Source organism: Streptomyces sp. PH9007 (assembly GCF_059813725.1).
Genome location: NZ_CM187440.1, coordinates 6,157,893 through 6,170,267, shown reverse-complemented (window position 1 = coordinate 6,170,267; position 12,375 = coordinate 6,157,893). Strand labels below are relative to the sequence as shown.

At 72.5% G+C, this 12,375-nt stretch carries 12 protein-coding genes; 8 read left to right on the top strand and 4 right to left on the bottom strand.

Annotation, left to right across the window (positions count from 1 at the left end; genetic code table 11):
* Positions 1–20: 20 nt before the first annotated feature.
* The 7 genes from ACTFAP_RS28195 to ACTFAP_RS28165 all read left to right on the top strand — a co-directional run bounded on the left by ACTFAP_RS28195 (position 21) and on the right by ACTFAP_RS28165 (position 8,175).
* Positions 21–1,046 (top strand): R2-like ligand-binding oxidase, encoded by a 1,026-nt coding sequence (locus ACTFAP_RS28195; protein ID WP_500467780.1) that lies wholly within the window; start codon positions 21–23, stop codon positions 1,044–1,046.
* Between the two features lies 1 nt (position 1,047).
* Positions 1,048–1,812, top strand: a complete 765-nt coding sequence (locus tag ACTFAP_RS28190) for a thioesterase domain-containing protein (RefSeq protein WP_495682922.1) — start codon at positions 1,048–1,050, stop codon at positions 1,810–1,812.
* Positions 1,809–2,600 (top strand): 4'-phosphopantetheinyl transferase family protein, encoded by a 792-nt coding sequence (locus ACTFAP_RS28185; protein ID WP_500467779.1) that lies wholly within the window; start codon positions 1,809–1,811, stop codon positions 2,598–2,600. Before ACTFAP_RS28190 ends, ACTFAP_RS28185 begins: the two co-directional genes overlap by 4 nt.
* Positions 2,593–4,200: a GMC family oxidoreductase gene (locus ACTFAP_RS28180; protein ID WP_500467778.1), complete on the top strand. Its 1,608-nt coding sequence runs from the start codon at positions 2,593–2,595 to the stop codon at positions 4,198–4,200. The genes ACTFAP_RS28185 and ACTFAP_RS28180 overlap by 8 nt, the downstream gene beginning before the upstream one ends.
* Positions 4,197–5,534 carry an SGNH/GDSL hydrolase family protein gene (locus tag ACTFAP_RS28175; protein ID WP_500467777.1) on the top strand — a complete coding sequence of 446 codons (1,338 nt, stop codon included), beginning with the start codon at positions 4,197–4,199 and terminating at the stop codon, positions 5,532–5,534. The genes ACTFAP_RS28180 and ACTFAP_RS28175 overlap by 4 nt, the downstream gene beginning before the upstream one ends.
* A complete protein-coding gene (locus ACTFAP_RS28170; protein ID WP_500467776.1) occupies positions 5,531–6,832 on the top strand; it encodes an SGNH/GDSL hydrolase family protein in 1,302 nt (433 codons plus the stop codon). The genes ACTFAP_RS28175 and ACTFAP_RS28170 overlap by 4 nt, the downstream gene beginning before the upstream one ends.
* A 74-nt stretch (positions 6,833–6,906) precedes the next feature.
* Positions 6,907–8,175 (top strand): acyltransferase family protein, encoded by a 1,269-nt coding sequence (locus tag ACTFAP_RS28165; protein ID WP_500467775.1) that lies wholly within the window; start codon positions 6,907–6,909, stop codon positions 8,173–8,175.
* Here ACTFAP_RS28165 and ACTFAP_RS28160 read toward each other — a convergent pair.
* The 4 genes from ACTFAP_RS28160 to tnpA all read right to left on the bottom strand — a co-directional run bounded on the left by ACTFAP_RS28160 (position 8,108) and on the right by tnpA (position 10,756).
* Entirely contained in the window at positions 8,108–9,406 is a 1,299-nt protein-coding gene (locus ACTFAP_RS28160) for a glycosyltransferase 87 family protein (RefSeq protein WP_500467774.1), read from the bottom strand. The two genes, ACTFAP_RS28165 and ACTFAP_RS28160, sit on opposite strands and share 68 nt — an antisense overlap.
* A gap of 104 nt (positions 9,407–9,510) precedes the next feature.
* Positions 9,511–9,780, bottom strand: coding sequence for a hypothetical protein (locus tag ACTFAP_RS28155; protein ID WP_500469602.1), 270 nt, complete (start codon positions 9,778–9,780; stop codon positions 9,511–9,513).
* Entirely contained in the window at positions 9,671–10,306 is a 636-nt protein-coding gene (locus tag ACTFAP_RS28150) for an NACHT N-terminal Helical domain 1-containing protein (protein WP_500467773.1), read from the bottom strand. Before ACTFAP_RS28150 ends, ACTFAP_RS28155 begins: the two co-directional genes overlap by 110 nt.
* A gap of 21 nt (positions 10,307–10,327) precedes the next feature.
* Positions 10,328–10,756: an IS200/IS605 family transposase gene (tnpA, locus tag ACTFAP_RS28145; protein ID WP_500467772.1), complete on the bottom strand. Its 429-nt coding sequence runs from the start codon at positions 10,754–10,756 to the stop codon at positions 10,328–10,330.
* Between the two features lie 53 nt (positions 10,757–10,809).
* On the opposite strand from tnpA, the gene ACTFAP_RS28140 reads away from it, so the two are divergent.
* Positions 10,810–12,006: an RNA-guided endonuclease InsQ/TnpB family protein gene (locus tag ACTFAP_RS28140; RefSeq protein ID WP_500467771.1), complete on the top strand. Its 1,197-nt coding sequence runs from the start codon at positions 10,810–10,812 to the stop codon at positions 12,004–12,006.
* Positions 12,007–12,375: the final 369 nt, after the last annotated feature.

Below are 12,375 nucleotides of genomic sequence, written 5' to 3'. Positions count from 1 at the left end.
TCCGGCTGGAAGGAGCCACCATGACCGCGTACGACGTACGGCAGCCCCAGCGCAAGGACTTCTCGGCGCTGGCCTCCGGCGGTCTCGACTTCGAGAGTCTGCCGCTGCGGCTGTTCCGCAAGGGCCACGCGAAGGCGTGGAACCCGGCCGACCTGGACTTCTCGCGCGACGCCGAGGACTGGGCGCGGCTCGATGACGTCTCGCGGGAGGCGTTCACCGGTCTGTGCGCGATGTTCCTGGCGGGTGAGGAGGCCGTCACCCACGATCTCCAGCCGTTCATGGCCGCCATGTCGAGCGAGGGCCGGCTGGCGGACGAGATGTATCTGACGCAGTTCTGCTACGAGGAGGCCAAGCACACCGAGGTGTTCCGGATGTGGCTGGACGCCGTCGGGCTGCACGAGGACCTGAACGGGCTGGTCGCGGACAACCCCGGCTACCGGCGGATCTTCTTCGACGCGCTGCCGGAGTCCCTGGACCGGCTGCGGCACGCCCCGACGCCGCAGAACCAGGTGCGGGCCTCGGTCACCTACAACCACGTGGTGGAGGGTGTGCTGGCGCTGACCGGCTACTTCGCCTGGACCCGGATCTGCACGGAGCTGAACATCTTCCCGGGCATGCGGCAGATGATCGCGCGGATCCGGGACGACGAGCGGCGGCACATGGCGTGGGGCACGTACACCTGCCGCCGGCTGGTGGCCGCCGATCCGGACAACTGGCAGATCGTCACGCACCGGATGCGGGAGCTGCTGCCGCACGCCATCCGGCAGATCCAGCACGCCACCCGCGACTACCCGGCCGACCTGTTCGGTCTGGTGATGCGCGATCTGCTGGAGTACGCGACCGAGTGCGCGGGGCGGCGGCTGCACGCCATCGAGTCCGCCCTGTCGGAGACGTCGGGCGGGCTGCGGTTGGACACCGTCTCGGAGAACCTGGAGGAGGAGATCGCCGACGAGGAGCGCCGGGCGCTGGCCGCGCCGGGCGAGGGGGCGTTCGGCGTGGCGGCCGGCGAGAACGCGGTGGCGGGCGAGAACGCGGTGGCGGGCTGACGTGGACGCCATCACCTCGGTGGGCCGGGCCGCCGACTGGCTGCCGGCCGGCCCGCCGCCCCAGGGGGCGCTGCCGCTGGTGTGCTTTCCGCACGCCGGCGCCGGCGCCTCGGTCTTCCACGCCTGGGAAGGCCGGCTGCCGCCGGGCACGGTGCTGTGCCCGGTGCAGCCGCCGGGCCGCGAGAGCCGGTTCCGCGAGCCGCCGCTGCGCGACGCGCGGGCGGTGGTGAGCGCGGCGGCCGATGCGCTGATCCCGGTGCTGCGGGGGCCGTTCGCGGTGTTCGGACACAGCATGGGCGCGCTGCTGGCGTACGCCTTCACCCGCGAGCTGCGGCGGCGCGGCGCGCCGCTGCCGGTGGCGCTGTTCGTCTCCGGCCGGGTGGCGCCCGAGGTACGGGCCCCGGGGCCGCCGGTGCACGAGCTGCCGGCGCCGGACTTCCTGCGCTTTCTGCACTCGCTGGGCGGCATCCCCGAACACATCCTGACCAAGCCGGCGTTCACCGAGATGATGGTGCCGCTGCTGCGCGCCGACATCGCGGTGAACCTGACGTACGCGTACCGGGAGGAGCCGGCCCTGCCGGTGCCGCTGACGGCGTTCGCCGGTGCGCTGGACAGCAATGTGCCGGTGCGCTGGGTACGGCCGTGGGCCGGGCACACCAGCGCCGCGTTCGCGCTGCGGGTGGTGCCCGGCGGGCACTTCTTCCCGTACGAGGACCCGGCCTCGGTGCTGGGGCCGATCGGGGCGGCGCTGGAGGAGGTCCGGTGAGCGCCGTGGCGGCGGCCACCCGCGCCCCGTACCGTACGGGCCTGGCGGCGGGCACGGTGGACGTGTGGCACATCAGGCTGCCCGGCGACGGTGCCGGTGCGGTGCGCGGGCTGCCGCCGCTGCTGGACGCCCGCGAACGCGCCAGGGCCGCCGCGATGGTCTCCGAGCGGGACCGGACGGCGTTCACCGTCGCCCGCACCGCGCTGCGGGACATCCTGGGCCGCTATCTGGACCGCGACCCGGCCGCGCTGCGCTTCGGCGCGGGACGGTACGGCAAGCCGTATCTGGAGGACACCCGGCTGGCGTTCAACCTCTCGCACACGGCGGGCGCCGCGCTGCTGGCGCTCGCGGCGCCGGGGCCGGTCGGGGTGGACATCGAGCGGATCACCGCGTCGGACCGCACCGCGATGGCGGAGCGGTGGTTCGCGCCGGCGGAGGCCGCGGCGGTGCGGGCGGGGGCCGGGCGCGCGGAGGCCGGGCGCGCGGGCGGTCCCTCCCCGTTCTGGGCGTACTGGACCTGCAAGGAGAGCTATGTGAAGGCCCTGGGCCTGGGGCTGACCCACCCGCTGGACCGGTTCGAGGTCCGGTTCGCCGAGGCCACCGCCGACGCCGCGGTCTTCCGCGGCGGGCGGCGGCACGAGGGGTGGCGGGTGCGGCGCCTGGATCTGCCCGCCGGCTACGCGGGCGCGGTGACCGTACGCGGGCCGCTGACCCGGCTGCGCACCTGGTCGTGGACGCCCGGCGCGGCGACCACGACCCGACCGGAAGGTATCTCGCACCATGGATGATTCGTTCGACTACATCGTCGTCGGGGCGGGCGCCGCGGGGGCGCCGCTCGCAGAGCGGCTGAGCGCCGATCCGGGCCGCAGCGTCCTGCTGCTGGAGGCGGGGCCGGTCGACAGCGACCAGGCGATCCGGGTTCCGGCGGCCTATCTGTCGCTGTTCGGGAGCCCGTACGACTGGGCCCGGCGCACGGTGCCGCAGCGCGGGCTGGGCGGTCGGGAGATCTACTGGCCCGCCGGGCGGACCCTGGGCGGCTCGTCCTCGGTCAACGCCATGATGTGGGTGCGGGGGTTCGCGCAGGACTACGACACCTGGGAGCGGCTGGCCGGCCCCGGCTGGGGGCGCCGGGCCGTCACCCGGTGCTTCGAGTCGCTGGAGGACCGCGAGGATCCGCTGTCGGCGGGCCGCAGGACCGCGGGCGGGCCGATGCCGGTGCGGATGCAGCGCGACCCGAACCCGCTGACGGCCGCCTTCCTCGCGGCGTGCCAGGAGGTGGGGCTGAGCGAGGCGTCGGTGGACGGGTACGCGACCGCCGAGCGGGGCGGCCGTACCGCGGTGACCCAGCGCGAGGGTGCCCGGTTCAGCACGGCGGACGCGTTCCTGCGCCCGGCCGCCGGGCGGCCGAATCTGACGGTGCGCACCGGGGCCGCCGCCCGCCGGGTGGTGTTCGCGGGGCGGCGCGCGGTGGGCGTCGAGTACCTGCACGACGGCGCGCTGGTGACCTCGGCGGCGCGCGCCGAGGTGGTGCTGTGCGGCGGCGCGGTCAACACCCCGCAGTTGCTGAAGCTGTCGGGGGTGGGCCCGGCCAGGGAACTGCGCCGGTTCGGGATCGAGGTGGTGGCCAACCGCCCCGAGGTGGGCCGGAACCTGGCGGACCATCTGGTCACCATGCGGGTGGTGGCGAGCCGCGAACCGGTCACCCTGTTCGACGCCGCCTCGGCGCGGGAGATGGTGCGCTACGGCCGGTACCGGCGCGGGAAGCTGACCTCCAACCTCGGGGAGGCGTACACCTTCGCGCGCAGCGATCCGTCGCTGGCGCTGCCCGATCTGGAGCTGCTGTTCGCGCCGGGCCCCTATCTGGACGAGGGCCTGACGCTGGGCGACCGGCACGCGTTCTCGGTGGGGGCGGTGCTGCTGCAGCCGCACAGCCGGGGCGAGGTGCGGCTGAACTCGCCGGACCCGGCCGACGCGCCCGTGATCGACCCGCGCTATCTGAGCGATCCGCGCGGCGCGGACCGGGCGGCACTGGTGGCGGGCGCGCGGTGGAGCGAGCGGGTGCTGTCCGCCCCGGCGCTGGCCCGATACGCGGCGCACAGCCTGCAGCCGGCGGCCGGGGTGACGGATCCGGAAGCCGTCGTGGAGACGTGCTCGCACTCCCTGTACCACCCGGTGTCGACCTGCCGGATGGGCCTGGACGAGGCCTCGGTGGTCGACCCGGAGCTGCGGGTGCGCGGGGTGGAGGACCTGCGGATCGCGGACGCCTCGGTCATGCCGCACATCATCCGTGGCCACACCTGCGCGCCGTCCATCGTGGTCGGGCTGCGCGCCGCCCAGCTGATCGGCAGCCGCCCGGCGCGGCGGCCGGAAATGGAGACAGCGACATGAGATTACGCACGGCGCGGGCCGCGATGGTGGTATCCGCGCTGCTGACCGCCCTGTTGGCGCCGGTGACCGGACCCGGCGCGCACGCCGCGGGGCCAGGTGGGCCGGGGGCGCCGGGCGGCGGGTGGACGGGCAGTTGGGCCACGGCGCCCACCGTCCCGTTCGCCGGGACCGTCTCGGCCGAGGGGTTCGAGGACCAGACGATCCGTCAGCCGCTGCGGGCGACCCGGGGCGGGGAGTGGGTACGGCTGCGGCTGTCGAACGTGTACGGCGGCACCCCGCTGACCGTCGACGCGCTGTCCCTGGCCCAGCCGCGTGGGCCGGGCGGCATCCGGCCCGGGTCCAGCACCGGCGTCACCTTCGGCGGGCAGCGGTCGGTGACGATCCCCGCGGGCGAGGAGCGGCTCAGCGACCCGGTGCGGTTCCGGGTACGCGCCGACACCGACGTCGTCGCGAGTCTGTATGTCGACGAGGCGACCGGGCCGGCCACCTGGCACCGGCTCGCCAACCGCACGGTGTACGTGTCGCAGCCCGGATCGGGTGACCGCACGGCCGATGTGACGGCTGACGCCTTTCCCACCACCCACCCCTCGTTCTTCTTCGTCACCGGCCTGGAGGTCGCCACGGACGGCGACACCGGCTCCGTGGTGGCGATCGGCGCCTCGCACACGGACGGGGTCGGTTCCACCCGCGACGCGGCCCGCTCCTACCCGAGCGTGCTGGCCCGCCGGCTGGGCGGTGAGGTGGGCGTGCTCAACGCGGGGATCGGCGCCAACCAGGTCATCAACGACACCGAGTACGGCAGCGTCGGCGCCCTGGGCCGCTTCGAGCGGGACGTGCTGGGGCAGCCCGGGGTGCGCGACGTGATCCTCATCCAGGGCATCAACGACATTCTCGGCGCCCACTACTTCCCCGACGAGGCGCCCACCGCCGACGAGGTCATCGCCGCCTACCAGGAGCTGACCGAGCGCGCCCACGCGAACGGGCTGCGGATCATCGGCGGGACGCTGGGCCCGTTCCGGGGAGTCACGGAGTTCACCGAGGAACGCGAGGCCATGCGCCAGACGCTCAACCGGTGGATCCGGGAGGACAGCGGCTTCGACGGGGTCATCGACCTGGACCGGCTGTGGCGCGACCCGGCTGACGCGTCCGCGCTGAACCCCCGCTACGACTCGGGCGACGGGCTGCACCCGAACGACGCCGGCTACCGGGCGCTGGCCGAGGCCATCGATCTGAGCTGTCTGTCGGTGGGCCCGCGGGGCACCGCCGCCCCATCCGAACCGTCCGGGGAGCGCCGGGACTGCACCCCCCTGCCCACGACCGGAGGCACCCGATGAACATCCGCAGAACCGCGCCCCTGGCCCTCGCCCTGCTCGCCCTGCTGGCGCCGCTGGGCACCGCGGCGAGCGCGGCCGACCGGCAGGGCGAGGCGCCGCGCGCACCGCACGCCGGCGCGCAGGCGTGGACCGGCAGCTGGTCCGCCGCGCCCACCGTCCCCTTCGGCGCGGGCGTCTCGGCCGAGGGCTTCGAGGACCGCACGATCCGTCAGCCGCTGCGGGTGAGCAAGGGCGGGGAGCGGATACGGGTGCGGCTGTCCAACGTGTACGGCAGCACGCCGCTGACGATCGACGCGCTGTCGGTGGCCCTGCCGCGCGGCAACGGCGGTATCGCGCCCGGCTCCAGCACCACCGTCACCTTCGGCGGGTCGGGCTCTGTCACCATCGCGCCGGGCACCGAGGTCACCAGCGACCCGGTGGACTTCGCCGTGCGGCCCGACATGGACGTCATCGCGAGTCTGTATGTCGATGAACCGACCGGACCCACCACCTGGCACCGGCTGGCCAACCGCACCGTGTACCTGTCGGACCCCGGTGACCACACCGAGGCCGTGACGGCGGCGCCCTTCCCCGCAACCACCACCTCGTTCTTCTTCGTCAGCGGCCTGGAGGTCGCCACGGACGTCGATCCCGGATCCGTGGTCACTTTCGGCGACTCGCTCACGGACGGCGTCGGCTCCTCCCTGGACGCCGCGCGTTCCTACCCCAGCGTGCTGGCCCGCCGGCTGGGCGGCGAGGTGGGCGTGCTGAACACCGGGATCGGCGCCAACCAGGTCATCAACGACACCGAGTACGGCAGCGTCGGCGCCCTTGGCCGCTTCGAGCAGGACGTTCTCACCCAGCCGGGGGTGCGCGACATCATCTGGCTCGAAGGGCTCAACGACATCCTGGGCGCCGCGTACTTCCCCGACGAGGCGCCCACCGCCGCCGAGATCATCGACGCCTACCGCGACGTGATCGACCGCGCCCACGCCCGCGACCTGCGCATCATCGGCGCCACCCTGCCCCCGTTCCGGGACGCGGCGGAGTGGACCGCGGAGGGTGAGGCCACCCGGCAGGCCCTCAACGCCTGGATCAGGGACGCGAGCGGCTTCGACGGCATCCTCGACGCGGACGCGGTGTGGCAGGACCCCGCCGACCCGGTCCGGCTGAACCCGGCCTACGCCTCCGGTGACGGTCTGCATCCGAACGACGCCGGCTACCGGGCGCTGGCCGAGGCCCTCGACCTGCGCTGCCTGTCGGTCGGACCGCAGGTGGGGGCACACCTGAGCGAACGGGAGGACTGCACCCTCAGCTGACTGCGGAGTAGCACAGCAGGGCCCGGTAGCCAGCATCATTACGGTGAGCCACCGGAATTCCTAGCCTGAGATACATGGACACCACCAGGCCGCCGACCCGGCCCACGCCCACCACGACAACGACCGTCCCCCGGACGTCGTCCGGGAGGGACCCCCAGCCGCCCGGGGAGCACACGCCCCGGCGGCGGACGGCGTATCTGGACAACCTCCGGATCGCGCTCATCATGCTGGTGGTCGCCCACCACGCGGCGCAGGCGTACGGACCGGCCGACTGGTGGTACGTCGAGGACCAGCGCGGCAGCGGCGCGCTCGCGGCGTTCTCCACGCTCAACGGCACGTTCTTCATGAGCCTGTTCTTCTTCGTCTCCGCCTGCTTCGTCCCCGCCTCGGTGGACAGGCGGGGCGTCGCGGCGTTCGTGCGCGGGCGGCTGCGCCGGCTGGGCGTCCCGTTCCTCGCGGGAACCGTCACCATCATCCCGGTGCTGCTGTACGTGTACTACCTGGTGTACCGCGACCAGCCCGCGCTGTCCTTCCCGCAGTACTACGCGGACGTCTTCCTGGGCCTGGGTGAACGCCCGGCCGACTGGACCGGCCCCATCTGGCCCGACCTCCAGTTCGGGCACCTGTGGTTCATCCAGAACCTGCTGGTCTACTGCCTGCTGTACGTGCTGGCCCGCAAGCTCGGCGACGGGGTCCGGCGGCGGCGCCGGGCGGAGGGGCACCGCGTGCTTCCCGCGCCGGGGCACCGCGCCCTGGTGTATTTCACGCTCGCCGTCGCCGCCGCTACCTTCGCCCTCCGGGTGGCGTACCCGCTGGACGAGTGGGTCCCGCTCGCCGAGTTCATCCAGACCGAACCGGCCCGGCTCGCGCAGTACGCGGCGTTCTTCGCCGCCGGGATCCTCGCCCACCGGCACGGCTGGCTGACCGCGATCCCGGCCCGTACCGGCTATGTGTGGCTGGCGGGCGGCGTGGCGGGCTCGCTGCTGCTGTTCGCGGCCGGCGGCACCGGGGCCTTCTGGTACGGGACGGGCGGGCTGACGGTGCAGGCGGCGCTGTGGGCGGTGTACGAGACGTTCCTGTGCACGGCGCTGTGCCTGGGTCTGCTGACCCTGTTCCGGGAGCGGCTGAACCACGAGGGGCCGGTGCTGGGTTCGCTGGCCGGGTCCGCCTTCACCGTGTACATCGTCCACCTGCCGATCGTGGTGGCGTTCCAGTTCGCGCTCTCCCCGCTGGACCCGGCGCCGCTGACCGCGTGGGTGCTGGTGACGGCGGCGGCTATCGCGCTGAGTTTCCCGCTCGCGGGATGGCTGCGGCGGCTGCCCGGTTTCCGGGCGGTGCTGTGAGAGCGGCGCGGGTGAGGGTGGCGGCGACAGCGAGCAGCACGAGACCGGCCAGCGGATAGCCGGCGGCGAGGAACTGCTGTCCGAGGGAGAGATCCAGTTCGGGGCGGGACGCGTCGTGCGGCAGCAGCCAGCTGACGTAGGAACAGAACAGCAGCGCGGCGGCCCAGGTGGCCGCCCACCACGGCCGCGACCGCCGCCGGGCGGCCTCGGCACCCAGCAGGACCACCGCAGGAACCGCCCACACCCAGTGGTGCGACCAGGAGACGGGACTGACCAGCAGCGCCGTGGTGGCGCAGCCGATCACGGCCCAGGCCCGTTCCCCCGCCAGCAGGGCGGCGACGGAAACGGTCAGCCCGGCGCAGCACACGCCGGCCGCCACCGGCAGCCACCAGGCGGGGAGGTCGCCGGTGTGCAGGAAACGGGCCAGCATCCCGCGCAACGACTGATTGGCCGACGCCTCGGCCGCCCCGACCCGGTCCTCGGCCAGCACCAGCTCCGTCCAGTACTGCCGGGAGGCGCCGGGCAGCACGAGCGCGCCGAGCAGGACGGTCCCGGCGAAAGCCGCCCAGGCCCGGGTGGCGATCAGCAGGAACCCGTTCTCCCGCCGCCGGAGGAGCACGATGACCCCGGCCACGGTGAGCAGCACGGCGAAGATCGCGGGCGTGAGTTTGATCCCGGCGGCGATCCCGATGGCGAACCCGGCCAGCCGGTGCGGGGCGGGCCGGGTCAGATCCCACAGGACGAGGACGACGAGCAGCAGATTGATCTGCCCGTACCGGACGGTGGCCCACACCGGCTCGCACCACACGGCGACGGCGGCGACGGCGAGCGGCGCGGCCCACCGCCAGTGCCCCGGGGGGCGGAGGCCGGCCAGCCGGAGGGAGAGCCGGGCGAGGACGAGCACGAGGCCGAGGTTCAGCAGGAGCACCGCGACTCGCATCGCCTCGACACTCAGCAGGGTCAGCGGCACGAAGAACAGCGCGGCGAACGGCGGGTAGGTGGCCTGGAGGGCGTGCGCGCTGACGGCGAGATCGTAGAGATCGCTGCCGTCACGCACGGCCCAGCCCTCGGCGCGGTAGACGTCGAGATCCCCTATCGGCAGCCCGAGGACCACTTGGGCGAGCGCGAACCCGGCGAAGGACACGGCACAGGCGACCGCGACGAGCAGCGGCGCCGTCGCGCCCATCCCGGACGCTCGCGACGCCCAGAGGCCGTTCCCAACCGAACCCACGCGCGCCACCCTAGGGCGGCACTCCCGGCCGCACGGCGCGTCGCCGCAGGTCACCACCGGCGGCCACTCTTTTGCCGGACAGGGACGAGGGGAGGGCCTGAACGCTAGTAGCGGGACTCCAGGGGCTGGTCCACCGTGACGTGGGGCAGGCGGTCGGAGTGTGTCAGACGCGTGCGGCCCCGGCACTCCACCGAGGCCAGACCCTCCACGGTGGCCCGCACGCGGGCATCGACCCTCAGCTCGAATTCCGTGTACAGGATCAGGTCACGCAGACCCGGCAGGACGTGGCCGAGGTCCCACAGATCCGCCTCCTCCTCGATCTGGAACACATACGCCTGCTTGACCTGCGGAACACTGACCCCGTGGCGACTCATGGCGCGCAGAACACGTGCGGGGAGCACCAGGTTCGTCAGTGCACGCAGTCCGGCAATGGCCGCCAGGCTTTCCGGGGGCCAGGGCCAGCCCCTCGGGGCCGAGGGCGACGGCCTGGACATCGTCCATGTCCAGGGCGCCGAGTGCGGTGAGGGTGTCGGTCAGGGCCGCCGCGACGGCCTCGTGTTCCTCCGGGGCAGGCGTGTCGTGCGGACCGGCGGCGCGGACCGCCCGGTCGACCAGTTCCCGGACGAGCATTTCCAGTTCACGCCGGCCCAGGTCCCGCTTCTCCGGGCCGAACGCGACCAGTGAGGAGAGCCGTACCGGCGCCTCCACCAGTGCGGCGCCCGCCGGTTCGGTGCGGAACAGTTTCTTGATCAGCGGTGCGAGAGCCGCCGATCCCAGCCGTAGTCCCACCGTCGTCGCGGCGTCCGTCCCTCGTCTTCGGAGGGAGTCCCCGCCTTCAGGCGGGGAGGGAATCCGATCCTGAGTCCTGCGGCGCGGAGCGCCGCAGCATCGCTTCGTCATGTTCCCCCCTGCGGCCCGCGCTCAGTCGGGCCGCTTCTGGTTCTCGATGTAGTCCTTGACCACTGCCAGTGGTGCGCCACCGCAGGACCCGGCGAAGTAGGAGCCGGACCAGAACCGGCCGTGCATGATCGCCCGGTTGACGCGGCCTGTGAACTCCTGCCGGAGACGGCGCGAGGAGACGCCTTTGAGGGAGTTGACCAGGTTGGACAGGGCGACCTTCGGCGGGTAATGGATCAGCAGGTGTACGTGATCCTCTTCGCCGTTGAACTCGATCAGGTCGGCTTCGAAGTCCTCGCATACCTTCCGCATGATCTCTTCGCAGCGGGTCAGCATGGCGTCGTTGAAGACGCCTCTCCGGCACCTGGTGACGAACACCAAGTGTGCGTGCAGGTTGTAGATGACATGACGGCCGCGCCGTACGTCGGGATCTGGTTCCCAGCGTGGTGACATAACCCAATGCTAGGATCTTGCTGTCTCGAACCGCGAAAGGGGGGGGTGAACCAGTGATCCGCGCCTACAAGTTCCTCATGAGGCCCACCACCGGCCAGCAAGGCGTCCTCGCGGCGATGCTGCGCGATCACCGCACCCTCTACAACGCGGCCTTGCAAGAACGCCGCGACGCCTACCGGCACGCCTCGAAGACCAGCGTCAAGTACGGGCAGCAGTCCGGACAGCTCAAAGACATCCGGGGCTTCGACCCGGACCACGCAAGGTGGTCGTTCTCCAGCCAGCAGGCGACCTTGCGCCGCTTGGACAAAGCGTTCGCCGCGTTCTTCCGGCGCATCAAGGCCGGGGAAACGCCGGGCTATCCCCGTTTTCGCTCGAACAAGCGGTTTGACACGGTGGACTTCCCCAAGGAAGGCGACGGCTGCCGCTGGGACTCCACCCCGCACGCCCCCGTCACCCGCGTACGCCTCCAAGGCGTGGGACACGTCAAGGTGCACCAGCACCGTCCCGTGGTCGGCAGGGTCAAGACGATCAGTGTCAAGCGTGAAGGACGGCGCTGGTACGTCGTCCTCACCGCCGACCAGGCACCCCCCGAGCCATTGCCCCCGACCGGCGACGTAGTCGGCATCGACATGGGCATAGCCAACTTCCTCGCCGACTCCAACGGCGAATTCGTCGCGAACCCGCGCCATGGCCAGAAGGCCGCCGCGAAGCTCGAAGCCGCACAACAAGCTCTGTCCCGGTGCAAGCGCGGCAGCAAGCGCCGCCGCAAGGCCGTAGAGACCGTGGCCCGACTGCACCGCAAGGTGCGGCGCCAGCGGCTGGACCACGCGCACAAGACCGCGCTTGACCTCGTACGCGGTAACGACTTCATCGCGCACGAAGACCTCAAGATCCGCACCATGAGCAAGGCGCCGGCACCGAAGCCTGACGCCGACCGGCCCGGCGCGTTCCTCCCCAACGGGGCGAGCGCGAAGGCCGGACTCAACCGTTCGATAGCTGATGCCGGCTGGGGGGTGTTCCTCGCGATCCTCGCGGCCAAGGCGGAAGGCGCCGGGCGAGTGGTGATGGCGGTGGAACCCCGCAATACCTCCCGGCGGTGCCCCGCATGCGGGCACACCGCCAAGGAGAACCGGCCCACCCAGAAGAAGTTCCTCTGCGTCTCGTGCGGCCACACCGCGCACGCGGACACGGTGGGCGCCCTGAACGTTCTACGGGCCGGGCTGGTCCGTCGCGACGCCAACCCGGCTTAGCGAGAAGCCACCCCGTTTACGGGGTGGAGGAGTCACGGAGCCCTCCCCCGACCCACCCGGTCATGCCTCTACTCGTGGCACGCGTACCCCGGTTGACCATCACGGCGAGCGAGCCGCGCACCGGGGGAGGTTCATTATCGGATGGGGGAGGCGGGACGCCAGCCCGGCGGGGTTGTGCGTGGACGGCGAAGGTTCTCCACCGGAACGCCCCGCAGCCTGACCGTTTTTGACCGCCACTGGCATATTACTGCGAATTTCGCCGCCCCTCCGGCGCGATGATGGTGATTACGTCTGGTAGTGCTGGCGTCTCGTACGGTTGAACAGGTAGCGTCCAGGCACGCGAAGGGGCCCGGTAGGCGACCAACCAGC

Excerpts from the sequence above, each read along its gene's own strand:
- ACTFAP_RS28195 (WP_500467780.1), top strand. The coding sequence starts at position 21 with ATGACCGCGTACGACGTACGGCAGCCCCAGCGCAAGGACTTCTCGGCG.
- ACTFAP_RS28180 (WP_500467778.1), top strand. The coding sequence starts at position 2,593 with ATGGATGATTCGTTCGACTACATCGTCGTCGGGGCGGGCGCCGCGGGG.
- ACTFAP_RS28175 (WP_500467777.1), top strand. The coding sequence starts at position 4,197 with ATGAGATTACGCACGGCGCGGGCCGCGATGGTGGTATCCGCGCTGCTG.
- ACTFAP_RS28170 (WP_500467776.1), top strand. The coding sequence starts at position 5,531 with ATGAACATCCGCAGAACCGCGCCCCTGGCCCTCGCCCTGCTCGCCCTG.
- ACTFAP_RS28165 (WP_500467775.1), top strand. The coding sequence starts at position 6,907 with ATGGACACCACCAGGCCGCCGACCCGGCCCACGCCCACCACGACAACG.
- ACTFAP_RS28155 (WP_500469602.1), bottom strand. The coding sequence starts at position 9,780 with ATGAGTCGCCACGGGGTCAGTGTTCCGCAGGTCAAGCAGGCGTATGTG.
- ACTFAP_RS28150 (WP_500467773.1), bottom strand. The coding sequence starts at position 10,306 with ATGACGAAGCGATGCTGCGGCGCTCCGCGCCGCAGGACTCAGGATCGG.
- tnpA (WP_500467772.1), bottom strand. The coding sequence starts at position 10,756 with ATGTCACCACGCTGGGAACCAGATCCCGACGTACGGCGCGGCCGTCAT.